Origin of the sequence: Halovivax cerinus (genome assembly GCF_024498195.1) — an archaeon.
In the GTDB taxonomy this organism is placed as follows: domain Archaea; phylum Halobacteriota; class Halobacteria; order Halobacteriales; family Natrialbaceae; genus Halovivax; species Halovivax cerinus.
On sequence record NZ_CP101824.1, the window covers coordinates 91,654 to 117,717 of the forward strand.

The 26,064-nt window shown below is 67.6% G+C and carries 24 protein-coding genes and 1 tRNA gene; 11 read left to right on the forward strand and 14 right to left on the reverse strand.

What is annotated here, in order from left to right; genetic code table 11:
* Positions 1-279: 279 nt before the first annotated feature.
* Positions 280-352, reverse strand: a tRNA-Pro gene (locus NO366_RS00525).
* A gap of 208 nt (positions 353-560) precedes the next feature.
* Here NO366_RS00525 and NO366_RS00530 point away from each other — a divergent pair.
* Positions 561-1,925 carry an outer membrane protein assembly factor BamB family protein gene (locus NO366_RS00530; protein ID WP_256532369.1) on the forward strand — a complete coding sequence of 455 codons (1,365 nt, stop codon included), beginning with the start codon at positions 561-563 and terminating at the stop codon, positions 1,923-1,925.
* Here the strand turns inward: NO366_RS00530 and trmY are convergent.
* On the reverse strand, positions 1,876-2,472 hold the full coding sequence (gene trmY, locus NO366_RS00535) for a tRNA (pseudouridine(54)-N(1))-methyltransferase TrmY (RefSeq protein ID WP_256532370.1): 597 nt from the start codon (positions 2,470-2,472) through the stop codon (positions 1,876-1,878). The genes NO366_RS00530 and trmY overlap by 50 nt on opposite strands.
* A gap of 291 nt (positions 2,473-2,763) precedes the next feature.
* On the opposite strand from trmY, the gene NO366_RS00540 reads away from it, so the two are divergent.
* A complete protein-coding gene (locus NO366_RS00540; RefSeq protein WP_256532371.1) occupies positions 2,764-4,176 on the forward strand; it encodes a helix-turn-helix transcriptional regulator in 1,413 nt (470 codons plus the stop codon).
* Positions 4,173-5,288, forward strand: coding sequence for a DUF7096 domain-containing protein (locus tag NO366_RS00545; RefSeq protein WP_256532372.1), 1,116 nt, complete (start codon positions 4,173-4,175; stop codon positions 5,286-5,288). The genes NO366_RS00540 and NO366_RS00545 overlap by 4 nt, the downstream gene beginning before the upstream one ends.
* 182 nt (positions 5,289-5,470) lie before the next feature.
* On the opposite strand, the gene NO366_RS00550 is transcribed toward NO366_RS00545, so the two are convergent.
* Entirely contained in the window at positions 5,471-6,679 is a 1,209-nt protein-coding gene (locus NO366_RS00550) for a hypothetical protein (RefSeq protein ID WP_256532373.1), read from the reverse strand.
* A 310-nt stretch (positions 6,680-6,989) separates the two neighbouring features.
* Between NO366_RS00550 and NO366_RS18555 the strand changes: the two genes are divergently transcribed.
* The 3 genes from NO366_RS18555 to NO366_RS00565 all read left to right on the forward strand — a co-directional run bounded on the left by NO366_RS18555 (position 6,990) and on the right by NO366_RS00565 (position 9,381).
* Positions 6,990-7,313: an HVO_A0556 family zinc finger protein gene (locus NO366_RS18555; RefSeq protein WP_256534065.1), complete on the forward strand. Its 324-nt coding sequence runs from the start codon at positions 6,990-6,992 to the stop codon at positions 7,311-7,313.
* A 168-nt stretch (positions 7,314-7,481) separates the two neighbouring features.
* Complete coding sequence (locus NO366_RS00560) at positions 7,482-8,291, forward strand: alpha/beta fold hydrolase (protein ID WP_256532374.1); 810 nt, start codon at positions 7,482-7,484, stop codon at positions 8,289-8,291.
* Between the two features lie 349 nt (positions 8,292-8,640).
* Positions 8,641-9,381, forward strand: coding sequence for a type 1 glutamine amidotransferase (locus NO366_RS00565; protein ID WP_256532375.1), 741 nt, complete (start codon positions 8,641-8,643; stop codon positions 9,379-9,381).
* 93 nt (positions 9,382-9,474) lie between these two features.
* Here NO366_RS00565 and NO366_RS00570 read toward each other — a convergent pair whose 3' ends face one another.
* Positions 9,475-10,506, reverse strand: a complete 1,032-nt coding sequence (locus NO366_RS00570; RefSeq protein ID WP_256532376.1) for a branched-chain amino acid ABC transporter permease — start codon at positions 10,504-10,506, stop codon at positions 9,475-9,477.
* Positions 10,503-11,357: a branched-chain amino acid ABC transporter permease gene (locus tag NO366_RS00575; RefSeq protein WP_256532377.1), complete on the reverse strand. Its 855-nt coding sequence runs from the start codon at positions 11,355-11,357 to the stop codon at positions 10,503-10,505. The genes NO366_RS00570 and NO366_RS00575 overlap by 4 nt, the downstream gene beginning before the upstream one ends.
* A gap of 385 nt (positions 11,358-11,742) precedes the next feature.
* Between NO366_RS00575 and NO366_RS00580 the strand changes: the two genes are divergently transcribed.
* Positions 11,743-12,465 carry an ABC transporter ATP-binding protein gene (locus NO366_RS00580; RefSeq protein ID WP_256532378.1) on the forward strand — a complete coding sequence of 241 codons (723 nt, stop codon included), beginning with the start codon at positions 11,743-11,745 and terminating at the stop codon, positions 12,463-12,465.
* 19 nt (positions 12,466-12,484) lie between these two features.
* Positions 12,485-13,195, forward strand: coding sequence for an ABC transporter ATP-binding protein (locus NO366_RS00585; RefSeq protein WP_256532379.1), 711 nt, complete (start codon positions 12,485-12,487; stop codon positions 13,193-13,195).
* Positions 13,196-13,420: 225 nt separating this feature from the next.
* Here NO366_RS00585 and NO366_RS00590 read toward each other — a convergent pair whose 3' ends face one another.
* The 4 genes from NO366_RS00590 to NO366_RS00605 form a co-directional block, all read right to left on the reverse strand.
* Complete coding sequence (locus NO366_RS00590) at positions 13,421-14,647, reverse strand: ABC transporter substrate-binding protein (RefSeq protein ID WP_256532380.1); 1,227 nt, start codon at positions 14,645-14,647, stop codon at positions 13,421-13,423.
* Between the two features lie 253 nt (positions 14,648-14,900).
* On the reverse strand, positions 14,901-15,353 hold the full coding sequence (locus NO366_RS00595) for a MaoC/PaaZ C-terminal domain-containing protein (protein WP_256532381.1): 453 nt from the start codon (positions 15,351-15,353) through the stop codon (positions 14,901-14,903).
* An 11-nt stretch (positions 15,354-15,364) separates the two neighbouring features.
* Positions 15,365-16,519: an acyl-CoA dehydrogenase family protein gene (locus NO366_RS00600; RefSeq protein ID WP_256532382.1), complete on the reverse strand. Its 1,155-nt coding sequence runs from the start codon at positions 16,517-16,519 to the stop codon at positions 15,365-15,367.
* The gene (locus tag NO366_RS00605; RefSeq protein ID WP_256532383.1) at positions 16,516-16,959 is read right to left on the reverse strand and encodes a RidA family protein; all 444 of its coding nucleotides are present in this window, start codon (positions 16,957-16,959) and stop codon (positions 16,516-16,518) included. Before NO366_RS00605 ends, NO366_RS00600 begins: the two co-directional genes overlap by 4 nt.
* Before the next feature lie 360 nt (positions 16,960-17,319).
* Between NO366_RS00605 and NO366_RS00610 the strand changes: the two genes are divergently transcribed.
* A complete protein-coding gene (locus tag NO366_RS00610) occupies positions 17,320-18,114 on the forward strand; it encodes an SDR family NAD(P)-dependent oxidoreductase (RefSeq protein WP_256532384.1) in 795 nt (264 codons plus the stop codon).
* 203 nt (positions 18,115-18,317) lie between these two features.
* Complete coding sequence (locus NO366_RS00615) at positions 18,318-19,106, forward strand: enoyl-CoA hydratase/isomerase family protein (protein WP_256532385.1); 789 nt, start codon at positions 18,318-18,320, stop codon at positions 19,104-19,106.
* 166 nt (positions 19,107-19,272) lie between these two features.
* On the opposite strand, the gene NO366_RS00620 is transcribed toward NO366_RS00615, so the two are convergent.
* Together NO366_RS00620 and NO366_RS00625 are read right to left on the reverse strand one after the other, a co-directional pair.
* Complete coding sequence (locus NO366_RS00620) at positions 19,273-20,703, reverse strand: hypothetical protein (RefSeq protein WP_256532386.1); 1,431 nt, start codon at positions 20,701-20,703, stop codon at positions 19,273-19,275.
* Positions 20,704-21,104: 401 nt separating this feature from the next.
* Positions 21,105-22,751, reverse strand: a complete 1,647-nt coding sequence (locus NO366_RS00625; protein WP_256532387.1) for an acetate--CoA ligase — start codon at positions 22,749-22,751, stop codon at positions 21,105-21,107.
* A 274-nt stretch (positions 22,752-23,025) separates the two neighbouring features.
* On the opposite strand from NO366_RS00625, the gene trpB reads away from it, so the two are divergent.
* The gene (gene trpB, locus NO366_RS00630; protein ID WP_256532388.1) at positions 23,026-24,180 is read left to right on the forward strand and encodes a tryptophan synthase subunit beta; all 1,155 of its coding nucleotides are present in this window, start codon (positions 23,026-23,028) and stop codon (positions 24,178-24,180) included.
* Positions 24,181-24,241: 61 nt separating this feature from the next.
* Here trpB and NO366_RS00635 read toward each other — a convergent pair whose 3' ends face one another.
* The 3 genes from NO366_RS00635 to NO366_RS00645 form a co-directional block, all read right to left on the reverse strand.
* A complete protein-coding gene (locus NO366_RS00635) occupies positions 24,242-24,547 on the reverse strand; it encodes a type II toxin-antitoxin system VapC family toxin (protein ID WP_343217309.1) in 306 nt (101 codons plus the stop codon).
* A 78-nt stretch (positions 24,548-24,625) separates the two neighbouring features.
* The gene (locus tag NO366_RS00640; protein WP_256532389.1) at positions 24,626-24,946 is read right to left on the reverse strand and encodes an antibiotic biosynthesis monooxygenase family protein; all 321 of its coding nucleotides are present in this window, start codon (positions 24,944-24,946) and stop codon (positions 24,626-24,628) included.
* A gap of 882 nt (positions 24,947-25,828) precedes the next feature.
* Positions 25,829-26,041, reverse strand: coding sequence for a hypothetical protein (locus tag NO366_RS00645; protein ID WP_256532390.1), 213 nt, complete (start codon positions 26,039-26,041; stop codon positions 25,829-25,831).
* Between the last annotated feature and the right edge of the window lie 23 nt (positions 26,042-26,064).

Here is a 26,064-nt window from a genome sequence, read left to right on the forward strand (position 1 = left end):
TCGGTCGCGACCGGCGGGCGACGGTACGATCCCGTCCGTTCCATCCGTCGCGAACAGTAGTAGTGATGCCCGGCCTCCGAGTGACCGTCGAGCAGGAGTGTACAGCGCGCACCACACTCCCCACACCGAAACTCTCGATCCGTGGTCGGCGAGGGTGCAACGAAGACCCGCTTTCGGAAAATCTCGGGGTCGATATCGGAAAGGTCCACGCTCACGCAGACCACCCCCTAAACCGGCCGCTAACTGTCAGAGGATGCGGGAAAAGGGGTTTATATCCAGTGGGCCGGCGCAGATTCGAACTGCGGTTACGGCCACCCGAAGGCCGAAGGATACCAAGCTACCCCACCGGCCCGCACTCGACAGGTGGCGACGGCCGCGTATAATTATTGCGTTGTGCGTCCGCCCGCGGCGAGTGACACGCTCGACCGCCGACCAGCGATCCCCGTTCGGACTGCCTACTGGGTCACGAGACAGGACACCGGATTCACGATCACCGGTTGGTTCCGTCCGACGAACACGTGGAGGAGAAAACATATAAATTAATCACTAATCACCCAAATGTGAACCGAAGATCGTACCTCTCTGCGGCGGTCGGCGGCGCGGGTGTCCTCTCGGGGTGTCTGTCGCGGCTTCCACTGATTGGCTCGGACGTGCCTGACAGGCCACTGCCCAACACGCCGATGGGTTCGTGGAGGCAGTACGGGGCAGACGGGGCGAATTCGTCCGCCCGGGACGTCTCCGTGCCGTCGCGGGGGAACCTGGCGTGGACGCTGGAGGACTACACACAGTGCCAACCCGCGGTTTCCGACGGAGTGGTCTACACGACGGTCTACGACCGCACCGACGGGGCGAGTGCGATCGCACTCGACGCACAGGACGGCACCGAGCGGTGGCGGACGGCACTCGGCGACAGCGAGGCGGAGCGGACGATCGTCGTCGACGACCGATGCATCGTCCCCTACGAGTCGGACCTCGTCGCGCTCGATCGCCGGACGGGCGATCGGGTCTGGACGGAACCGATCATCGACCGCTACTCGCTGTCCGTCGTCGTAGCAGACGAGGCCACCGGGACCGTGCTGGTCGATTCCATCGCCGGTATCGAGGCGTACCGGGCATCGAACGGGGCGAGACGCTGGCAAAGCGACCCGGTTGATTACCTCGCCCGGGAGCCCGCGATAGACGACCGGCACGCGTACGTCGTCGGGGACGTGGACGAAACGCCGTCTCTCGTCGCCCTCTCGCTGGCGGATGGATCGGTACGCTGGCGGCGCGAGCTCGAGGACACACCCGAGCAGGTCGCACCCGTCGCCAGCCCGGTGGGCGTGATCGTCTCCGACGACGGAACGCTGGTCGTCCACGACGGGGACACCGGCGACCGACTGCGCGAACTCAGATCGTTCGGCACGGACAGGGCCGATGCCCCGGTATCGGTCGCCTTCGACGACGGGACCGTGTTCGTCACCACCGAGTACTCCGGTGCCGTCGCGCTCGACGGAGAGACCGGCGCGGAACGATGGCACATCGACGTACCAGTGGACTACACGGGCGGACTCTGCGTCGGAAACGAAACGGTTGTGTTCCCGGTCGAGGACCCCGAATACGCCCCGAAGCAGGACACGATCAGCGCGTTCGATCGCGACTCGGGAGACCTGCGCTGGCACTACGCGTTCGAGCAGCAACTCCACTCGTTCGTGAGTACACAGCCCGTCCTGGTCGACGGAGCAGTGTTCGTTACCGCCACCTACATCGACGGGCGGGGCGTTCGGCGACGTGCCCGAAGCCGAGAGCTAGGTCCCAGCACCGGCCGCCTTTCCACTCGAGGGATCGGTCAAACACTACCGCACAGACTCCCTGTGCCGAAATTCGGGGTTCAGATCACCACTCCGCGTACCCGTCCGTGTCGAGTGCGTGGTGGGCGACGGTGATGGCCTGGTCGGCGTGCAGCGCGAGCGGGCCCAGGCGAGCCCGCCGGTCGGCGCGCGTTTCGAGGAGGTCGCGTTCGGCCGCGGTGAAGTCGCCGTGATCGGAGAGGACGAAGACAGGGTGTTCGGGCAGCGGGCCGTCGACGAGCGGGTCACCGTCCTCGTGGAGGTGGACGAGTGTCGCGTCGTCGTCCAGGGCGTCGAGCGTCGCCTCGAAACCGCGTCGATAGACCTCGAAGCCCGGACTGGGTTCGGCAGGGAGTGCGCCGATGGCCTCGTCGCGGTGTTCGAGGGCCGTCTTGATGCGGGCGGCCGTCGAACGCTCGTCCGGGTTCAGCCGGCGGACCGCGCCCCCGTCGACGGTGATCGTGAGTTCGTCCTGCAGGACGAGGTGGACGCGGACGTCCTCGCGGATCCCGTGCGACCGGAGGAGGGCGGCCGTCAGCGATCTGCAGAGGGCGTCTAAGCGACCGGCGCCGCCCGCTATATCGTCGAGCGAGAACGACGGCGTCGTCGGCACCTCGTGAGCGAGACAGACGAACTGGCGCATAGGATGCCTCCGCGAGGACGACGCATAGGTGCGGCGATGTCGGGCGCAGGGGTACCGGAGGGCGCTCGACGACAGGACAAGACGATACACTCCGATACACTCGAACCGGGAGCGCCGGCCTCGATGAACGAATGTGACGGCCCTCGACGAACGGATGCGTCGACCCTCGCTGGCCGAATGCGTCGGACCTCGATGGTCGATCGAGATGACCCAGTTTCGATAAGACGACGCGTTGAGACTATCGAATATCGAAATATATTTTTCGAAGTAGCGTGACGGTACGCAAATCTGATGGCACACCGGTCGTGGGTGGTCACCGGCCTCGTGATTCTCCTCGCCAGCGGGAGCTGGGTCGCCGTCGGGCCGGCGATGGCCGACGGGGCGGGATCGGTATCGGACGCCGACGCCGTGCGATCCCCCGCCGGGGCGAGTGCGACGGTCGCCGAGACCGGGGACCCGGCCTTTCCCGGGGTGACGTACGAGGCCGTCGAGATCGACTCGATCGTGCTCTCGATCGACCTCACGACCGAGGGGACCGCGAACTGGCGCGTCGAGCACCGCGTTCGGCTCGACGATCCGAACGCGACGGCCGGGTTCGAGCGCACTCGCCGGAAGCTCCGGCAGAACCGATCGGCGTTTCGCGATCCGTTCGCCGACAGCATCCGCTCGATGGCGACGACGGCGCAGGCGGAGACGGGGCGCGCGATGGTCGTCGAGAACGTCGCGGTCGAGGCCCACCGGGACCGACTGCCACAGGAGTACGGCGTCGTCGCCTACGAGTTCCGGTGGCACGGCTTCGCCGCGACCGGCAAGACGCTCCGCGCCGGCGACGCCCTCGCCGGGCTGTTCTTAGACGACGTGACGACGCTGGTGATCGGCTGGCCCGCGGCGACCGAGCCCGTCGACCTCGCCCCGAACTCGACGACTACGCGGGACAATGCGGCGGTCTGGCGCGGTCCGCTGGAGTTCGCGAGCGGCGAACCGCGGGTGGTCCTGGCCTCGGAGACGCACTCGTTCGGACCGGACTACACCGCACCGCGGAGTAACGATGCCGTCCTGACGGTCGCCACGATCGGCGCCGTGCTCGGGGGCCTGGGCGCGGCGATCGTCGTGCGCCGCCGGCGCACGAACCGAGCGCCCGACGCGGCGCAGGACCGGACCGAAGGCGCAACCCAGACCGGAGGGCCAATCGAAAGGGAGAGCGCAACCGAGAGCGAGGGTCCAATAGAAACCGAGGGGCCAGTAGAGCGCGAGGAGGCAACCGAGACGCCCCACGGCGCGGCATACGCCGACCCCGAGACCGAAACAGCGTCGAGCGATCACGGCTCACGTGTCGCCGACCGGTCGCGACAGGCCGATCACCCAGGGGCCGATCGGACTGCTGACGGCGATTCTCCGGACACCGCTCGGACCGCTGACGGCGATCTCCCGGCGGCCGATCGGACCGATCCCGAACCCCTGTTGAGCAACGAAGAGCGCGTTCTCGAACTCGTAGAAGCGCGCGGCGGCCGGGTGAAACAGCAGGACGTTGTCGCAGCCTTCGGGTGGTCGGAGACGAAGACCAGCGAGGTCGTGGGCGAGCTTCGAGCGGCGGACGCCGTGTCCGTCTACCGCCTCGGGCGGGAGAACGTGCTGGCGCTCCCCGAGGTCGCCCTCGACCGCCCCGATCGGGCTGCGGACGAAGAGACGGGGGACGACGAATGAGCCGGGGCCGAACCGGCGGGACGGGCTCCGACGCGAACGATCCCGGTGGAGCCGCGCGCGGTTCGATTCGGGCGTATCGACGCGCCGTCCTCGTCCTGGCGATCGTCTGCCTCCTCGGCGGACAGGCGTTCGTCGCGGCGGTCGCGATGCCTACCGACGCGGCCGACGTCGGACGTGCGCCGTCGACCGCCGGCGCGATCGGCGTCGCCGGCGAGCCATCTTCGGGCGATCCGTCGCCTACCGACACGATCGACGGCGGATTCCAGCCGTCGGGCGCCGACGCCCCGGTCGACGACCTCGAACCCGGCGCGCAGCTCGCGGCCAACACGGCCGGACAGGCGGCGTCGATCCGGGGGCACGTCGACCGCGCGGACTTCGCGGTGCGCCTCGACGAATCGACGTCGACGGCCGAACGAGGGGTCATCGTCGATGGTGAGGTCGACGCCGTCGAGCGGCGGGTGACGGCACTCGAACGGCGATACCGCTCGCGCGACGCGTCCGGCCCGAACGGCCGCGTCGGTACGGGAACCGTCACTGCCAGGAAAGCCGCGGTCGGGTTCGAGGCCGACGCCGTCGACGCCCACCTGACCGCCGTCGACGCGGCTGCGGCGGGCCTCCCCGGCGACGTCCGGGCCGGGTACCGCCTCGACGAGCGGATCGAAGCGCTGTCAGGTCGTCTCGATTCGCTACGGTCGCGAACGGCCGACGCGGTGGAGACGGTCGAAGGGGCCGGTCGTCCGATTCGGACGGCGCCGGTGTCGACCTCGAACGTGGCGGCGGCGATGTCCCAGCTCGGCGTGACGGAGCGCTGGTACGTCGCGGAACTTCGCTCGGAGCGGATCGAACTCCACGTCCGGGCTGCCAACGGCACCACGGTGCGATTCGGGGTCGATCGCGCCGGGAGCGACGCCCAGCGGATCGAAGGCGGCGCGATGGACGATCCGACGGTTCGCGTCCACACCGATTACCGCGTCGTTCGCGCCCTGGAACGCGGCGAGGATCCCGACCGGGTCCTGCGCGAGGGGCTGGACGCCGATCGGATCGCGATCGACGGCGTCGGCCTGCGCTCCTCGGTGAAGTACAGCGTCGTGTCGATCGTCGCCTCGGCGTGAGCGACTGCAGCGCGGACGGTCGACGCCGGCACCGCCGTCGGGGCCGGTTTCTCGGAAAATCGGGTGTCGAACCGCACAAACGCGTCCACACCGCGGCGGGCCCGAGCGTCGCCCGGCCGCAGGGATTCGTCGTGCCGGCGGGCCGAACGGCGTCGCCAGCGCCAGCGCAGTCGATAGTGCGATCAGGGGCCCGACGGGTCGTCGAGCGGGTCGTACTCGTCGAGGAAGGCGTGCTGGCTCACGGGACACCAGGCGAACTGGCCCATCGGGACGTAATCGTAACAGTACGACGGCAGTTCGGCGATGTCGTCGTCCCAGTCGTCGCCCGTCCACACGAGGGTGCCGACGGCCGGCTGTGCGAGGACCGGCTCATCGCCGTCCGGCTCGACCGTGACGGACGTCGGCTGGAGATCGTCGACCCCGACGTCGACAGTATCCGACCCGTCGGATTCGTTCTCCGCCGCAGAGAGGGGTCCGAGTTCCATATAACACCTGACGAGCTGGGGGTCGGTCGGGGCGCCGCTCCAGCAGTACGGCTCTTCGGGATGGTCGCCAGTTTCCTGTAGCCACTCGCTGGGCTCGAAGTCGACGCCGTCGGTCTCGGGGTCGACCGACAACCGGCCGAGTTCGCGTCGGTCGCCGTCGAGACTGGCGACGACGTCCCTGGCGGCAGGCTCGTCGCCGCCGACGGCGTACGCGAGCCGCAGTTCGAGCGGCTGCTCGCCGTGGAGGACACGATCCTCGACCCGATAGTCGAGCGCGACGAGTCCGTCGTCGAGCGTGGAGAGGTCGTCGGCGACGAGCACCGACGTCGGTTCGCTATCGCCGAGGCGCACTTCGTAGGCGTCCCCGTGCTCGTGGTCGACGTCCTCGAGGGCCGCGACGTCGAACGTGATCTCGCAGTGGAGGTACCAGCCGTCGTCCTCGTTCCAGCCGAATTCGCAGGAGATGTCGACGTCCGCCGCCGCACCGACGTCGGTGGGTTCGAACGCGACCGTCTCCTCGCCCGGGTGGACCGTCGCCTGCCCGAGCTCGTGGTCGGTTCCGTCGACGTCGACCGCGACGTCGACCGCTGACGGTCCCTCGCCCGACCCCTGGTACAGCGCCTGGAGGCCGAGGCGCTCGTCCGCCGTGACCGTCGGGTCGTCGACGGAGTACCAGCGCAGTACCGGGTCTCCGTCGGTCGTCGTATCGGCGTCGTGCGTCGCGTCTCCGGACGCGTCGGCGATCGTATCGCCGCTCGTCGCGGCGGTCGTCGCTGCGGGCTGTTCGATCGTGTCGGTCTGACCCATCGCCCCCGCGGGCGAGGCCAGCGCGCCGGTCAGCGTGGCAGCGGCGAGGATGCCACCGACCAGCGCGAGCGTCGTGAGTATCGTGATCTGTCGTCGCATTGCACCCGCCGCTCGGTCCAGCCGAAGCATATAAAGGGCCGGCTCGACGCCCGGATCCGGGCGAATCCGCCCCAGTCCCGGCGAATCCGAGTCGATTCCCTCGTTCGATTCTCACCGACAGGACAGACGAGTGACCGTTGTACGATCGAAAGACTAACGTACCCCGTCGGCACCGCGTTCGGTTCGGCGCACTGGACCGGCCGCGGGGAGGCCGGGTCGAGTCGCACTCCACGACTGCGCGGATCCGGTGTGAGCACGACGACGGCCCAGTGATGACGTTCTTCTGTCGACGCCCGGCACGGGCGGTACGATGGCATCGACGGCCGTCCGCTCGAACGGACGACGCGCGATGGCGGTCGGGTTCGATGCACAGTACGTGGGCGTCTCGCCCCTCGACCTGTCGAACTGGGAGCGCCACCAGGGGTTGCATACACAGGGCCAACCGGTATCGGTCGGTCAGGCGAGGTGTAGCGATATGGCGAACGCAGCACCGAAAACAGACGGGGTTTTACACCGGTTACGCGGCGATCGCTGTCCGCACTGCGAGGACGGCACGCTGGTACTCGGGACCTACAAGGGCAACCGGGCAGTCCTCTGTGACGACTGCGAGACGCCCCGGGCGCAGCTCTGGTGATCGATCGGGACCGAGACCCATCGGGACCGACAGTGAGCCGTTCGAGTAGAGCCAATCGACCGGCGACGATTGAGCGAAAACGATCGACAGTGAGCCGTCCGACCCGAGCCAATCGACTGGAGAGATCGGATCGAAATTCACGTCGGTCGCCAGCACGTAGCCCCGGCCATGCAGACCGTCTCGACCGACGGCACCACGCTGCACTACGCGGTCGACGGCGAGGGACCGCCGGTCGTCTTCGTCACGGAGGCCGGCCTCGGCGGCTGGTCCTGGGGGTGGCAACACCGGGCCGTCGCCGGACCGTATCGGAGCGTCGTCTGGGACCTCCGCGGAACCGGCCGGTCCGAGCGACCGCCGGGGCCGTACGCGATGGAGACGCTCGTCGCGGACCTGGAGGCGATCCTGGCGGCCGTCGACGCCAGGGCGGCCCACGTCGTCGGCGCCGGCCTCGGCGGGGCGATCGCGCTGCGAGCCGCGAGAGCGTCGACGCGCATCGAGACCGTCACAGTCGTCGGGACGCCAGCGGACGAAACGGCGTTCGACGGGAGCGCACTCGTCGTCGATCGTGACGAAACGAGCCAGGGCGACGGTGTGGCGAGCGATGGTGACGCCTTCCGCCGATCCACCGAAGCGCTCCTCTCTGCGGACTTTCGCGCCGCCCAGCCGGCCGTCGTCGACGGGATCGTCGACTGGCGCCGCGACGGCGACGCCGACGCCGCCGCCACGCGCGACCAGCTCGCCGCGTTCGAAGAGTTCGACGCCACCGACTGGGGGTACGAGGTAACGACGCCGACGGCAGTCGTCCACGGCACCGACGACGCCGTCGTCCCGGTCGAATCGGCCGAGCGGCTCGCCGACGCCCTCCCGAACGGTGCGTTCGTCCCGATCGACGGCGCGGCCCACCTTCCCCAGATCGAGCGATCGAGGGCGGTCAACGACCACCTTCGCGGGTTCCTGAACGAGCACACCGACGAGTGACGCCCGGCGGCGCTCGGCATCGAGACACGGCACACACAGGTGACCGTCGCCGGTGACCATCGCTTGACGGTCACGCCGACTATCGCATGGTGACCGCTGGAGACTGTCGCATGGTGACCACGTTGACCGTGACATGGTGGCCACAATGACTGTCGCCTGGCGGCCGCCGGTGACCGACGCGTGGTGGCCCCCGACGAGGCCGGCCGCGCTCGCAGGCATGGTCTGGACCGTCGTGTGGCTCCACCGCCGATTCGACGGTTCCGGATAGGCACCGTCGACCGCCCAGGCTCCGGCCGGTACCAGGGCGCGGCACAACGCATATTGACCCGCGGCGCCCATGGAGACACGAATGCGACGACCGCGACTCGCGTTGCTCGACGCCAGCCACGGGGACGAGAACGTCCCGCGAAACTTCCGCCGGGAGCTCGACGCGTCGCTCGCCGAGTTCGACGTCACCGAGGGGGCACTTCCAGCGGGGTACGAGTTCGACGGCGTGGTCGTCACCGGCTCGCGCTCGTCGGTCTACTGGGACGAAGACTGGATCGACGAGACGAAGGCGTGGGTGTCGGACGCGATCGACCGCGATCTGCCGTGTCTCGGGGTCTGCTGGGGCCACCAGCTGCTCGCGGACGTCCTCGGCGGGACGGTCGCCGATATGGGTGTCTACGAGATCGGCTACAACGAGATCGATCGCACGAGAGACGAGTCCATCCTCTTCGCGGGCGTCGAGGACACCTTCCTCGCCTTCACGACGCACTCGGACGCCGTCGTCGACCTGCCGCCCGGCGCGGTCGAGCTCGCCAGGAACGAGTACTCGAATCACGGCTTCCGGGCGGACCACGTCTTCGGCGTGCAGTTCCACCCGGAGTACGACCGCCAGAGCGCGCGCGACCTCACGATGGAGAAGGAACTCGACGAGGATCGTCGCGAGGCCGTCCTCGCGGGCATCACCGAGGAGAACTACCGACGGGCCACCGGGACGAAGCGGGTCTTCGAGAACTTCGTCGCGTACGTCGAGACGCATCGTCGAAACGGCGATGGCCGACGGGATCGCGCCGTCCGGACCGACGGAGCGCCGCCCGGGCGATAGCCTGCCGGGGACACCCGGACGAGGTGACGGTCGGGCGATGACGGTCGTCCGACCGCGAGGAGCGTCGGTAGCGCCGACCAGGTGACGCGGGTCTCAGCCGAATCTGTCCGTGACGTCGGTGAGCGAGACCGATCGTCCGTCACCGTCCAGGGCGGCCGTGACCTTCGGGACGATTCCCGACCGGAAGTACAGGAACAGGACCATCAACAGCAGCCCGAGGGCGGTCATGCGCCACTGTCCGAGGACGTGGAGCTGTTCTTCGAGGTAGACGATCGCGCCGGCGCCCACGACGGGGCCCCACGTGGTTCGCATGCCGCCGACGACGAGCATGATGAGGACGATCACGTCGACGGTGTTGAACGAGAACATCGAGGGTTCGATCCACCCCTCGCCGTGGGCGTACAGCGGGCCGGCGAGCCCGATGATGGCGGCTGCGGCGAAACCGGCGATGGTCTTGTACTTCACGACGTCGATGCCGACGGATTCGGCCGCCACCTCGTCCTGTCGGATGGCTTTGAACGCGAGGCCGTACTTCGAGGTCATCGCGAGGCGGTAGCCGACCAGCAGGACCGCCAGGACCGCGAGGAGGACGTAGTAGTGGGCGACGTATCGGCTGAACCCGAGCGTCTCCGTGAGGAACGTGACCTCGAGGCCGGAGAACAGGAAGCCGGTACTCCCCCGCGTCAGGTCGCGAGCACCGCCGAAGAGTTCCATGATGGCGAGCTGGAGGCTGAGCGTGAGGATGGCGATCACGATTACGGTCATCCCCCGCCGTGCCGAGACGTAGCTCACGAGCATGCCGATCGCGCCCGCGAGGAGGGCGCCGACCGGGAGGACGAGCCACGGCGAGACGCCGACCGCGTCGGCGAGCAGCGCCGTCGTGTACGCGCCGACGCCGGCCAGCGCGCCGACGAAGAGGAAGAGTTGATCCGTGTGACCGAACACGACGTTCAGCCCGAGGGTAAAGATGGCGAACGTCAGCGCGATCGTGAGCAGGCGGGCCTGGTAGGTCATCCCCGTCCCGACGACGAGTTGTGGAACGATCGCGAGGACGACGACTCCCAGAGCGATGTCGTCGAACCGACCGAGTCTGTGCCTGAGAGCGGCGATCGGGTGTCGACTCATGCGATCTCCTCCGGCCGGGCGATCAACACGACCACGACAAATCCGAACAGGACGATCATCGCCTGGTACGCCCCGATGAAGTAGTTTGCGTAGGTCATGAGTAATCCGAGTCCGACGCCGGCGACCGCGGTTCCCTCGATGTTCCTGACTCCGCCGACGATCGAGACGATGATCCCGTAGATGGTGAGGTCGAACGCCGACCCCGCACCAACCGGTGCCTGGATGCTCCAGAGGAGCCCGGCGGTGCCCGCCATGACGACACTCAAGACGAATATCAGCGAGCGCAGCCGGCGGGGGTTGATCCCGCAGAGCAGCGCCCCGGTCTCGTCCTGGAACACCGTGCGGGTCGCTTTCCCGAGCGTGGTCCGGCGGAGAAACAGAAACAGACCGGCGAGGGCGATCGACGCGACGACGATGACGACCATCGTCGAGCCCAGGACGGTGACCCCGCCGATCGTCCGGGACGCGACGTCGAGCGGGAACGCGTAGCGAAGCGAGAACTCCGCGAACAGGACGCCGTCGATCGCGATGGCGAGCCCGAGGGTCACGAAGATGCCGAGCAGGATGCGCTCCTCGCCGTCCGTCCGATAGACTGGCGAGAGGAGGACTCGATCGATCGCGAGGCCCAGCGCGGCGACGCCGGCGAGCGCGGCCAGCGCCGCGATCGGGACCGGGACGGTCGAGACGACCGTCGCCCCGATCACCGCCGCGACGATCGCGAACGCACCGAGCGAGAGGTTCAGGACGTCACCCAACCCGAAGACGAGTGTGATACCCGCTCCGAGGAGGGCGAACAGCAGTCCCCTGGCGATAGCGTCGACGGCGATCTCGGCGAGGGTTACGACCTCCATCGGCTCGCCGGTAATTTCGGCGATCCGGTCTTATACTTTTGTGGAAATATGCGACCGTTCGACGTGGCAATTTATCACAGAGACCGGACAGTCGGAGCGACGGTCCGGGACTGTGGCCGGCACAGGGCTGTGCGTGGTAGAGCGAGGTTGTCACCCGCTGGCCAGGACACCGGATGCGGTGACGTACCGGAGTGTCCGCGGGAGAGAACAGGTCCCACCGGGTGGCCAACGGCTCTCGTCGGGTAGCGTACAGTTCTCGCGGGGTGGCCACCGGCTCGCGCCAGAGAGCGGCGTCCGCAGCGAGCAGGTCGTGGCGCCGCCGCGGCCGCGCGACCATCGGTGTGGCGCGAAAAACTATTTGTGGGTCGGGTGACTCGACCACGCTATGCTCGAAGTCTCCGGGGTTACGAAGTCCTTCGGGGGACTCGTCGCCGTCGACGACGTCAGTTTCTCGATCGGCGACGCAGAGATCGTCGGTCTGATCGGGCCGAACGGCGCCGGCAAGACGACGCTGTTCAACACCATAACCGGCGTCGATCCGCCGAGCGACGGGTCCGTCACGTTCGACGGGGCGTCGATCGCCGGGCGCAAGCCGAACAAGATCTGTCGGCGTGGGGTCGTCAGGACGTTCCAGATCGTCCGGACGTTCGACGAGTCGACCGTCCTCGAGAACGTCCGCACCGGCGCCGTATTCGGATCGAGTCGCGACCGGTCAACGGACGAGGCGACAGAACACGCCCGCGAGGCGATCGAGTTCGTCGGGCTCGGGGCAGAGGCCGAGACGCCCGCCAGCGAGCTCACGATGGCCCAGCGAAAACACGTCGAGCTCGCCCGGGCGCTCGCGTGCGATCCCGAGTTGCTACTGCTCGACGAGATCGGCAGCGGCCTCACGCCGACGGAGATCGAGGAGCTGACCGACACGATCGAACGCATCCGCGACGAGCGCGGGATCTCCGTCTTCTGGATCGAACACGTCGTCGACGCGATCATGGGCACGACCGACAGGCTGCTCGTGCTCAACGAGGGATCGCTCATCGCGGAGGGCGAGCCGGCGGCGATACGGGAAGACGAGCGCGTTCTGGAGGCGTACCTGGGAGGTGCCGTATGACTCGCCCCGGAGGTGACGGATGAGCGACCCGCTGGTGAGCGCGAACGGGATCGACGTCGCGTACGGCGACCTGCAGGTGCTGTGGGACGTCTCCGTGGAGATCACCGACGAGGATCGCGTCGTCGCCCTCGTGGGTCCGAACGGCGCCGGCAAGACGACGCTCCTGAAGGCGCTCTCGGGCCTCCGGCCGCTTGCGGGCGGGTCGATCGAGCTCTTCGGCGCCGACGCGGCAGCGTTGCGGCCCGACCAGATCGTCGAGCGCGGGTTCGTCCACGTCCCGGAGGCACGAAACCTCTTCACCGAGATGACCGTCGAAGAGAACCTCGAGATGGGCGCGTACACGAAACGGGCCGAGCAGGCGGCGACCATGGCCGAGGTCTTCGAGCTGTTCCCCGTGCTCGACGAGCGCCGAACCCAGCGCGCCGGCACGCTCTCCGGCGGGGAACAGCAGATGCTCGCCATCGGCCGCGGGTTGATGGCGAAACCTGACGTCCTCGCGCTCGACGAGCTGTCGGTCGGTCTGGCTCCGCAGTTCGTCGACCGGGTCTTCGAGAAGGTCGCCGCGATCAGCGAGGATATCACCGTGTTACTCACCGAACAGCACGTCCACGAGGCGCTCGAACTCGCCGATCGAGGATACGTCCTCGAGAACGGCCGTATCGTCGCCGAGGACGACGCGGACGCGCTCCTGGAGAGCGATCGCGTCCAGGACGCGTACCTGAGCGGGTAAGTGGGCGCGACGGTACGCTCGACCGTGTGGTCGGTCCGATCGGCCGTGGAATCGGTACGCTCGACCGTTTGGTCGGTCCGATCGGCCGTGGAATCGGTACGCACGACCGTTTGGTCGGTCCGAGCGGCCGTGGAATCGTTCCGATCAGTGGTGTAATCGGCAGGCACGATCGTGTAATCCCACGCTCGGCGATGACCCGACCTGCGAACCTGTCGGTTCGATCGGTTACCGTTCTTCGGGCACGAGTGGTTCGACCATCGACGCGTTCATCAGGCTGCTCTGGTACTCCTGCTCGAGGTGGAACGCGCCGTCCGAGTGGAAGTCGGGGCCGCCCTCGTGGACCGTGCTCAACATCGATCGGACGCCGTCGATCTCGCCCCACTCGTTGTACTGGAGCGGTTCGGCGAGTATCGTATCGTGCGACGACTCGAGGACGACGGACGCGATGTCGCTCGGGTCCGTCGAATCGGCCTCGTCGATCGCCTCCGCGAAGACGCGGCCGGCGATGTAGCCGTAGCCGTGGTGCGTCGTGAACTGCTCGCCGCGGTCCTCGGCGAATCGGCCGGCGACGTCCGCGAACGCGTCGCCGTAGACGTCCGGCGTGTGGAGGTGGGCGAAGGTTTCGGCGGCGCCGCCCAGCGCCTCGTAGAGGACGCCCGGCGGCAGTCCGGCCCCGGTCGTCAGATCGTGGCCGAGCCCCAGTTCCCGCGCCTGCGTGTGAATCGAGATCGACCCCGGCGGGTGGCCCGTCGCGACGATGAGGTCCAGGTCCTCGGGCATGTCCCGGAGGTACGAGCGGAAGTTACTCTCGCCGCGCGGCGCCACGTCGACCGACAGGTCGATCCCGTCGGGGAACCACTCGTCGATCTGGTCCTCGACGGTTCGGCCCCACTCGTAGTCGGCCACGATGGCGCCGACCGTCTGGTAGTCGCGCTCTTCGATCAGTTCGGCCTGCGGTTGCAGGTCCATCGGCGCCGGGAGCGATCCGAGTCGGAACGTGTGTCGCGACTGTTTCGTGTGCAAGCGGTGCGTCCCCGCCATGTGTAACATCAACGGGACTTCGAGTTCCTCCGCGAGCTGGGCCGTCCGGACCCCGACGTCGCTGGAGACCGGCCCCGTGATCGCGACCGCGTCCTCCTCCTCGACGAATCGGCGAAACGCCGTCGCGGCGCCCCCGGCGTCGCTCTCAGTGTCCGTGCTCTCGACGGTGAGTTCCTGGTCGAGAAAACCCTCGTCGTTGACCTCGTCGACGGCGAATTCGAGTCCGGCCTGGTGGACCGACCCCCAGGGGGCGAAGTTCCCCGACAGCGGCTGGAGCGCTCCGATCGTGAGCCCGTCGTCGCCTCCGCCGCCCGTACAGCCAGCCAGGGTACCGACACCAGCTGCGCCGGCCACTTTGAGCACCGATCGTCGCCGGACACCGGTTCCCGTTCGGAACGTGTCGTGTGCCATCAACCCACAATATACGAACTGTTCAAAAAGGATTCCGGTCAAATCCTACATATAGGGGGTCGGGAACGGCAATCGGAAAAATATTAGGCGTGTTTTATAGACATCAATAAATTTGTACGAAAATTTAATCATCGGAGGGGAGGCTGCCGTCGCTGCCTGCGAGCGCGACGGCGGTTTGACACACAAACCGTCGGGTACTCCGACAGGGATTCATCCACCGGACATCCGACGGGACGAACCGCAGATGGGACGGCTAGGTGTCGGTGTCGTCGCGCCGTTCGACGACGACCAGGTCCGTTCGGTCGTGGACGACGTCGCCGTCGCCGTTCGTCGCCGTCAGCTGGAACGAGACCTGGCCGCGGTCGTCGTTCCAGGGCGTCTTCTCGACGACGGCGACCTCGATCGTTAGCGCGTCACCCGGGCGGACGGGTTCGCGCCAGCGGAGGTCGTCGACGCCGGCCGCGGCGACGACCGCCACGTCGGAGAGTACCGACTCGACCAGCGGTCGCATGCAGGCCGCCGCGGTGTGCCAGCCGCTGGTGATCAGGCCGCCGAAGTGGCGCTCGGCTGCCGCTTCGTCGACGTGGAACGCCTGAGGGTCGTAGCGCTCGGCAAATTCGAGGAGCTCCTCCTCGGTGATCGAGACGGTGCCGGCGTCCCACTCGTCGCCGACGGCGAGGTCTTCGTAGTAGTACGTAGCAGGCATGTCTCGGTCGCTCACTCGTACATGCGGTTCGCCACGACGAGGCGGTTGATCTCGTTCGTCCCGTCGTAGATCTGGGTGCCCTTCGCCTCGCGCATGTACCGCTCGACGGGGTAGTCTTCGGAGTAGCCGCGTGCGCCGTGGACCTGGACGGCGTCGGTGGCGATCTCCATCGCGGCGTCGGTCGCGAACGTCTTGGCCATCGCCGCCGACTGAGTGATGCGCTCGCCGCGATCTCGCTGGTCGGCGGCGGCAAGCGTGAGGAGGCGAGCGGCTTCGGTCCGGGCGGCCATGTCCGCGAGCGAGAAGCCGATCCCCTGGAACTCGCGGATGGGCTGGCCGAACTGCTCGCGCTCGTCGGCGAAGTCGCGACTGGCTTCGAAGGCACCCTGGGCGATTCCGACGCCCTGCGCGGCGGTGCCCAGTCGTCCGATGTCGAGGCCCTCCATGATGTACCGGAACCCGCGGCCCGCCTCGCCGACGAGGTTGTCCGCGGGGACGCGGAGGCCGTCGAAGCGGAGTTCGCTCTCGACCGCCACGTCGCCCTCCATGCACGGGATGTCCCGGACGACCTCGATCCCGTCGCGCTCGTGCGGGTTCGGCACGCCGATGAGGCTGATCCCCTCGTGACCCGTCGCGTCCGGGTCCGTCCGCGCGACGATCAGCAACAGGTCGGCGACGGCGCCGTGGGTGGTCCACCACTTGTGGCCGTCGATCACCCACTCGTCTCCCTCGCGTCTGGCGGTCGTCTCCAGCCCGGCGGCGTCGCTGCCCGCCTCGGGTTCCGTGAGCGCGAACGCTGGGATCCAGTCACCCGCACAGACGTTGCCGAGCCACTCCTCGCGCTTGCGGTCGTCGCCGAACTCCGCGAGCGGGTAGCCGACGAGTCCGCAAGCGATGTTGACCGCCCCGGCGAGGAGTTTCCACGAGCGGGCGAGTTCCTCGACGGTGATCGCGAACGAGCGAAAGTCCTTCCCGGCCCCGCCGACCTCGGGCGGATAGGGCACGCCGATGAGGTCGGCCTCCCCGAGTCGGCGAACGAGCTCCTCCGGGAACGCCCCGGCCGCTTCGAGGTCGTGGACGTTCGGATCGACCTCGCGCTCGCAGAACTCCCGGACGTGCTCGCGCTGTGCCTCGTGTCGCGCTTCGAGTGAGAACCGCTCGATCATTCGGACGCCTCACCCGCCTCGCGTTCGGACGTCCCATCCGCCTCGTCGATCACCGCGAAGCCCTCCATCTCGATGAGCGCGTCCGGCATGTAGAAGCCGCTCACCTCGAACAGCGCCATCGCGGGGTAGTCGTCGACGTACTCGCCGAATATCTCGCCCACCTCGGCCAGATGCTCGCGATACTCGTCGCGGTCGGCGACGTAGACGTTCAACTTCACGATGTCCTCGCTCGACCCGCCAGCCTCCTCGCAGACCGCAGCCAGGTTCGACATCACCTGTTCGAACTGTCCGAGGAGGTCGCCGGGGGCGACGATCTCCCCGTCGGATCCGGAGGCGTCCTGGCCGGCGAGGTACAGCGTCTTTCCACCCTCGATCAGGAAGCCGTGGTTGAAGCCGCGAGGCTCCGCCAGTTCCGGCGGCGTCACGATCTCTTTGTCCATCAGTTCGGGGCTAGGGCGGCCCGGATATCAAGGTGGCCCCCGGTTTCGCGCCGAGTGTGAGACAGATTAACCCCTCGCGTCAGCGGGCCGAGACGTCCGCGGAGGACCGACCGCCTCGTGGTCGGATACCGGTCGGTGGGCCGACCCTGTCGGCGCGGCGGGCGACCCATCGTGCGACCGAGGGGTCGACCCCGCCTTCGCGTCGGCGGTCGCTGACGTAACGAGTAGTCGACACGTCCGCGATCGTTCGGGAAGCCGACCAGTTCGGCGCGAATCACGGCAGGAGCGGAAAACGCTTTGTCCCCGCCGACACTCGGATCCTATCGTGATGACAGACTCGATTGACGGACGGAGGGAACGATGAGCGCGGAGTCGACGGACCGACGGTCACCAAGCGTGGGCCCGGATCTGACGGGGCAGGTGGCCGTCGTCACCGGCGGCACGCGCGGGATCGGCCGTGCCATCGCGGAGACGCTCGCGGTCGCCGGCGCCGACGTCGTTCCCGTCTCGCGGACCGAGGCGGACGTCGCCGAGGCAGCCGATGCCGTCCGCGAACTCGGTGCCGACTCGCTCGAGGTGCCGACCGACGTGACCGACGACTCGGCCGTTGAGGCGCTCGTCGAGCGCGTGGTCGACGACCTCGGCGGGATCGACGTCCTGGTCAACAACGCGGGGATCAACCCCGTCTCGGCGATGGGGCGCCCGGAGACGCTCGACCCCGACGCGTTCCGCCAGGTGACCGAGGTGAACCTCCAGGGCGCGGTCACCTGTACGGCTGCGGCTGGCGAGGCGCTGCTCGACGGGGGCGGCGCGGTCGTCAACGTCGCGAGCACGGCCGGAATCGCAGGGATCAAGCGCCAGCACGGCTACGTCGCCTCGAAACACGGTCTCGTCGGGTTCACGAAGAGCGCCGCGCTGGACTGGGCGCCCGAGGTGCGGGTGAACGCCGTCGCCCCCGGCTACGTGGACACCGACCTCACCGACCCCGTCCAGGAGAACGAGGAGCTCTACGACCGGCTGACGGGGCGCACACCGGCGGGCCGGTTCGGCGAACCCGCGGAGGTCGCAGACGCCGTCTGCTTCCTCGCGAGCGACATGGCCTCGTTCGTCATGGGCGAGACGCTCGTCGTCGACGGCGGTTTCACCGTGGAGTGATCCAGCCGGCCCACCGGCGACGGCCCAACCGGGGACGGCAGGAAGACGGCCCAACCGATGACTGCAGGACGACGGCCTCCCCCGCGTCGGCAGGAACGACCTCCCCAACAGAGGACGGAGTACCGGCACCGAGACGAGAGTCGAGTGTCGAGCGGATCACCGGGGACGAAACACTGACGGACGCGGACGGCGAGGCCCTCGCCATGGTCAACGCTGCGTTCACGGTCGAAGACGGCGTCGGTCGAATCGAAGTGCAACGGCCGACGGCGCTCAACGCGATCGATCTCGAGACGAAAGACGCGATGCTCGAGCACGTCCGCGCCTACGGCGAGCGCGACGACGTTCGCGTCGTCGTCTTTCAGAGCGAAGGCGACGTCTTCTGCGCGGGCGGCGACATCGAGGAGGTCCGGGAGACGGGCTACGAACTCGAGCCGTTCACGCAGAGCTGGAACGAACTCTTCGAGGCGATGATGGGACTGTCCGTTCCGACGGTCGCCCGCGTCGACGGCTGGGCGCTCGGCGGCGGCTTCGACCTCGTCTTGCACACCGACATCCCCATCGCCGCCGAGGACGCGAAACTCGGCCAGCCCGAGACCGGTCTCGGCATCGTGAATCACTTCTCGCCGCCGATGCTCCAGGAGACGGTCGGCCTCACGAAGACGCTCGACATGATCCTCACGGGCGACCCGATCACTGGGAAAGAGGCGGCCGAGCGCGGCCTCGTCGCCCGCAGCGTCCCCGCCGAGGATCTCGACGGCGAGGTCGAGCGCGTCGTCGACTCGCTCCGCGAGAAGCCGCCCGAGATCCTCCGCAAGGCCAAACGGGGGATCTACGCCACCGCGGATATGTCGCTGCGAGCGAGTCGATCGTACCTCGAAGCGATCTCCCTCGAGAGCGCACGAGAAGAGGGGTACTACCGGGAAGGCGTCGCGGCACAGCTCGAGGATCGACCCCCTGAGTGGGACGCGGTGGAGAGCGCGGACGACACGTAACCATTCCGAGTACCGATACGGACGTGAAACCGTCGTGACCGGCGAGCTGCGGTCTCGACGCCGGCGGCGGACTCGTCGTCAGCGTAGCGCTCGTCGGCGCGGCGGACTCGACCGACACCCACGATCGGCGAGCCGACACGCTCCGTCGACGAGCCGAACCCCGCCCTCACTCGGCGACGGAACCGGGGCGCCGATCCGCGGGCACCGTTCCCGGGGCCGACGCGACCGATCGGCTGAGTTCGACGTCGAGGTCGGTATCCGGATCGAGGACGAGTCGCACGGTGTCCCCGTCGACGGTGTGAATCGAAACTTCCGTCTCCCTGCGTCGTTCGAGCTGGACGCCGGCGCAATCGCTCGCGACCCGGCGAGCCGCCGAGAGCACGACGAGGCAGCCGACGGCGGCGACCAGCGTGACGAGCACGATCGGGGCGGGGCCGACAGCGGCGAGGGAGGCGAACGATCCGACGGCCGTCGCTCCCGCTATCCACCGCGAACGCGAACGAGTCCGTCTCGTAAGCGCTCGCGAGGCGACGCGGACCGGAGGGGTGAATCGGGTGCGGAGCGACGACACCGTTCGGGTCGCGTACTGCGGTCCGCCGACGAGCGCGCCCGGGACCCGGGTGGCGTCCGAGAGTACCCCACGGATCGATCGACTCGCTTGCTGGACTCGACGTCCCGGTCGGAGGCGGCGGGGATCGACGGCAGTTCCCACACCGGAGCGAGTGTTCATCGTCCGCGAGCATCGCCTGGCCGCGCGCCAGTTCGCCGCCACGACAGTTCGTCCGACCAGCCGGCCGAACCGTTCGGCCAGCCTGACGGGGCGAGTGGTGGCGGCCGCCCTCACCCCTCGAGCGATCGGGGCGAGCGGCCGATCAGTCCTGGTCGCGTACAGTCGATAGCACGCGTCGACGCTCGCCCCTGCCCAGCGTCCCAAGACCTGCACGCCGGACGTGATTCGCCACGCGAGCGTCGCCAACAGGGACCGACTCACCCAGTACAGGCGCCGCGACAGATCGTCGAACCACCGGCTCATCCCGGCCGACAGTCGCCGACTGCCCCAGAACGCGCGACGGGAGAGAGCGCCGACGGCGGTGTGGAGACGCCACCACGTGCTGGCGACCCATCGGCCGGCTCTCGCGAGCCCGGTCAGACGGGTTCGCACCCACATGGTCGCCCCAGTCGTGAGTCGCGTCGGGACGATGCGGCGACCGAAGAGAGCCCCGATCGTCCCGACCGTCGTGAGACAGACGAGGGCGGCCGGTATCCACGTCCCATCGGTCCGCCACTGGGCCATCGCGACGGAGAGCGCGACGGCGACGAAGACCGCCGACAACCCGCCGAATCCGCCGACCAAGAGCCGGCGATCGATCCCTTCGACGGCCAGTCGCGACCGCGTGAAACGCCGGATCGTGCCGATCGAGGCGTACTCCACGTCGACGAGGTCACCGGTCGGCGAGAGACAGAGGACGCGGCGGTCCGTGAGGCCGATCGCGACCGATCCCCGAACCGAGTCGTCGATCAGCCGTCCGTCGGTGACGACGCGCAGATCCTCGTCGGGGACGAGGCGCTCCTCGATCCGCCGCCGTGGTGGCTGCATCGACTCCCAGTGGGCCGTCGACGTGCTAAGTAAGTGACCCCCTAGCAACCGAGCCAACGAGGGAAACCGACGACGGACGGCCCACGGCCGCTGTCGACGAGTGGAACCCGGACACCCGAGGAGATTACAGAGCTAGAGCGGTTGTACGGCCGGTCTACGTACAAACCGCCGGCGTGGTCGGTCTATCGGTCGCGCAGGTACACCGCATCGGTGCCGTCGTGCGCTCTCGCCGTATACGCGTCGCCACAGCTGCACGTCCTCGATCCACTCCACGTCACCACAACTGCACGTTCCCGTTCCCTCCGCGTCACCATATTCGGGTGGACTCGAACCCCCGAGTCGACGTGTCAGCGTGTACTCACGCCCTTACGCGTCGACGGGTCAGCGCGCACTCACGCCCCCTACGCGTCGACGTCCTCGCGCTCTCGCAGCTTCGAGCGCTGGATCTTTCCCGTCTCGGTCGTCGGGAGCGTCTCGAGGTACTCGATCTCGCGGGGGTACTTGTACGGGGCGATCGAGGCTTTGACGTGGTCCTGCAGCTCCCGGGTCAGGACGTCGTCCGGATCGACGCCGTCCTCCGGGACGACGTACGCTTTGACGATCTGGCCGCGTTCCTCGTCCGGAGCGCCGATGACGGCCGTCTGGTAGACGGCGTCGTGTTCCAGGAGAACGTCCTCGACCTCGGGCCCGGAGACGTTGTTCCCGCCGGTGATGATCAGGTCGTCCGCCCGCGAGACGTACTCGAAGCGGCCGTCCTCGCGGTGGATGTAGATGTCCCCAGGGGCGCTCCAGCCGTCGTAGATCGCCTCGGCTTGCTTCTCCGGCCGCCCCCAGTACGTGACGCCGGTCGGGCCGCGGACGACGAGGAGGCCGGCCTCCCCGCGCGGGAGTTGCTCGCCCGTGTCCGTGTCGATCACCTTGGCCTCGTAGCCGGGGACGGGGAATCCGGTCGCAGTCGGGTCCATGTCGTCGTGGTACCGGTGACTGATGAAGATGTGGAGCATCTCGGTCGAGCCGATCCCGTCGGAGGCCTCGACGCCGAAGTGTTCGCCGATCTGCTCGTAGGTTCGCGGCGGAAGCGGCTCGCCGGCGCTCACCGCCCGGCGCAACGACGAGACGTCGGCCGCTTCGAGTTCGTCCTCGTGCTCGGCGAACAGCTGGTTGTACGCCGTCGGCACCGACGCGAGCATCGAGACGTCGTGTTCGTCGACGGCCGCGAGGAGGTCCGTCGGCTTCGGATCCTGGATGAGGACCGTGGTGGCACCGAACCGTAGCGGGAAGGCCACCTCGAACCCGTAGCCGAAGGTGAAGGCGATCGGCGCGTTACTCGCGAAGACGTCGTCGGGGTTCGGATCCAGGCAGTAGCGAGCGTAGCCGTCGCAGATGGCGAGCATCTGGCGGTGGGTGTGGACCGTCCCCTTCGGCTTCCCGGTCGTCCCGCTCGTGTACGCGATCATGACGAGATCGTCGCGGGTCGTGGTCGGCGCGGTGAGTTCCGGGCTCGCTGCGGCGATGCGGTCGTCGTAGCTGTGGTGATCGTGCTCGATATCGTTCTCCTCGACCACGACGATCTCCTCCAGCGAATCGAGATCGTGTTCCTCGCGAGCGATCTCGAGTTCGTCGAGCAGGTCGTCGTAGACGATGGCGACCGACGCGCCGGAGTCCTCGACGACGTAACTGATCTCGTTCGCCCGCAGGAGCTTCATCGACGGGACGGTGATCGCCCCGATTTTCTGCGTGGCCAGACAGCTCACCGCGTACTCGGGTCGGTTCGGGAAGCGCACGAAGACCCGGTCACCCGGCTCGACGCCCAGGTCGAGGAGGGCGTTCGCGAGCCGATCGACCCGTTCCTGGAGTTCGGCGTAGGAGATCTCCTCGTCCTCGAACACGATCGCCGGCGAATCGCCACGTCCGGCTTCGACGTGGCGATCTACCATCTCGACCGCCGCGTTGATCTCCTCGGGGTAGTGCAGTTCGGGAAGCGCGTGAAACAGGTCGGGTTGTACGTCGTCGTCCGGGAGTTTCTCGGTGGGAATCGACTCCTGCATATAGCGGGTGTGATTTTCTATGCCATACCATAATTGTACCGCTAGAGAGTGACGGAGGTCCACGATGTGAGGCACCAGCGTCAAATTCGGACATAATCGCCGGGAAATATATTCGATTGGTCAGAGATCGACACTCTTGTACAGATATGTGTCAGGTCGTGCTCTAAAGTTCGTAATCTGACACGTAGCCGCACGGTCGGATGAGTCACTCCATCGAGGTGTGATACCTCACAACGTACCTTTATTTTGCGGGCAATTGTTTCATCACTCGACCATGTCCAGTGGCACGTTCGGTGACTACGGTGGCAGACACGTACCGGAACCGCTCGAGGGACCGCTCTCGCAACTGGCGGAGGCGTACGACGAGATCGGCACGAGTGAGGCGTTCCAGGAGGAGTTTCGCGATCACCTTCGGGAGTACGCGGGGCGACCGACGCCGCTGTACCACGCACGGAACCTGAGCGATCGGTACGACGCGGAGATCTACTTCAAACGGGAGGACCTGCTCCACGGCGGCGCGCACAAGATAAACAATTGCCTCGGACAGGCCCTGCTGGCGAAGAAGGCGGGAAAGGAGCGCCTCATCGCGGAGACGGGCGCGGGTCAGCACGGCACCGCGACCGCGATGGTCGGCGCGCTCTTCGACCTGCAGACGGAGGTCTACCAGGGGAAGAAGGACGTCGAACGCCAGCGGATGAACGTCTTCCGGATGCGCCTCATGGGTGCGGAGGTGAACGAGGTCACCCGCGGCGGCGCGGGGCTGGCCGACGCCGTCGACGCGGCGCTAGAGGACCTGGTCGAGAACGTCGAGGACACGCACTACCTCGTCGGGAGCGTCGTCGGGCCGGACCCCTTCCCGCGGATGGTCAGGGACTTCCAGTCCGTCCTCGGCGAGGAGGCCCGCGAACAGTTCGTCGAGCGGACGGGTGACCTGCCCGACGCCGCGGTCGCCTGCGTCGGCGGCGGGTCGAACGCGATGGGCCTGTTCCACGCCTTCCGCGACGACGAGGTCGCCCTCTACGGCGCCGAAGGTGGTGGCAAGGGCGCCGCATCGACCCAGCACGCCGCGCCGCTTTCGGCCGGGCGGGACGACGTCATTCACGGCATGAAGACCCGCGTCATCGACGAAGACGTCGAGGTCCACTCCGTCTCCGCCGGCCTCGACTACCCCGGCGTCGGCCCCGAACACGCCATGTTCCGCGACGAGGGGCGAGTCACCTACGAGGCCGTCGACGACGACGCCGCACTCGCCGCCTTCCGCGAACTCAGTGAGACCGAGGGCGTCATTCCCGCCCTGGAGTCGAGCCACGCCGTCGCGCGGGCGATCCAGCTCGCCGAAGACGGCGACCACGACACCATCCTCGTCAACCTCTCCGGTCGCGGCGACAAGGACATGGAGACCGCGGCGAAGAAATTCGACTTCGCCTGAGTAGGGGGTGTGAACCCAACGATACGTCGCGACGACGGCTCGTCGCTCGTACAACCCCGCATCAATACGTCTCGACCGAAACGCCGAGCGCCTCGAAATCAACGACGGTTCCGGTGAGAACGGACTCGTCGAGACTCTCCGCCGTCGCCCCGATGAGCGCGTCGTTCCAGCTGACGCCACACCGGCCGCCGTTTTCGTCGTCGGCTTCTGCGAGGAGCGTACCGGCGATCCGGGCGATCTCCTCGTCGGCGTCGACGCGAGGGTAGCCGAGAAGGTGATTTCGCAGCTCGTCGACGGTGACGGTGCTGCGTTCGGTCGCCGCGCCGTAGTACGCCTCCGCCAGGACCGGGGCCAGAACCCACTGCATCTCTCCGTCGTCGACGAGTTCGACGCCGCGGTCAGGAGTTCCGCTCGCAAATTTCGATGGGTAAGCGAGAGCGAGGCATTACTCGGGCGGGTCGCCGTCGGCACCGAAACCGCTCCCGTACCGGTCGACGATTTCCGTGACGGTGACTTCGTAGGCGTCGTACCACTCGGTCCACCGTTGCTTCGCCAGTTCGTGATCCGAATCCGAGCCGAACGCGTCGAGCGCGTCCTGCGACTCCCAGTAGTAGACGACGAGCACCTCGTCGCTATCCGGATCGTGCCAGGTGCGTTTGCCGCGATACGCGTCCGACTGCTCGGCGACGGCCTGGATCGCGTCGTTCAACTCGTGGAATTCCGCGTCGTACTCTCCCGGATCGATCCGAAACGTGACGAGGTACATCGATACCCGTACACTCGCTTCCGCGGAGAAGAAGGTGGCCGTCCGTCGGCGAAGCGTCGTCGCGACACCCCGTTTCGAGACGGCCCTCGATACGACACTACAGGACGCCGGCAGACCGATTCACGCATCGAACCCGACCGCAAACGGGAGTGCGACCGGGCGGGTCCGCGACCGGAAGCGTTCTCGTGCCTGCGACGCATCCACCGACTGGAAGCGCTCGCGCACGTACGCTGATCGAACGAAGCCACGACCCCCGCCGTATCGCGTCGCGTCTCGGCTGGCCGTTCGCGACGGTCGCCATCTCCGTCGATCACGTGGACCCTCCAAAACCACCGATCGACGGTGCCACCGCCGTCGAGACCGCTGCCGGCGACAGTGAAACCACTGACGACGACGGAGACGGCGCTGGCGACACGCTGGCGATGTCGAGACGGTTCTCGAGAACAGAGTCGAGACGCGACGCTACCGGGACCGAGCGCGTGAGGGCTCGTAAGAGACGTTTATGTCTCGCGGGGCGGTACGGAATCATGGCTTCAGCCGATCAGGTTGGAAGCCACCGTCTCGGGTGTCTTCAGCACCCGGGACATTTCGCGCACGTCCCCTGGCGACGACCGATGGAGACGACGGCTTCCGGATTAGGCTACGACGGGTAGTGACATATATCCGACTCTAACTGACCGGGTTTTGGATCGCGAAAGCCGTTCGGACGGGATCGTAGAATTGCATCCCGACAGCGAAACGAGGTTCAGATCGTGCAAGAAAGAGCGGAACCGAGCCGGTATTCTCGAACGTCTGGATGGACGACTAGTGAAACGCGTCTTCGAGTCGGCGATGAGTGCGGAACTGACCACGTTCGCGTCGACATCCACTCATTCGTCGACCCTACACCGATTCCTCTTCGTCGCGCTTGCGCCCGCTTTCGTTGATCTTATCGGCTATTTCCTGCACGTCGCTCCCTGTGAGCCCGCTCTCGCTCGTGAGTGCGTCCATCACTTCGAGTGCGTCGACCGTTTCCTGGATGGCCAGCCGAATGACTGCACTCCTGGCGAAGCGACATTCGTTTTTCTGAGAGGGGCAGTGATACCTGCTCTCCATCCCGGATTCACGGGTCGACTGCG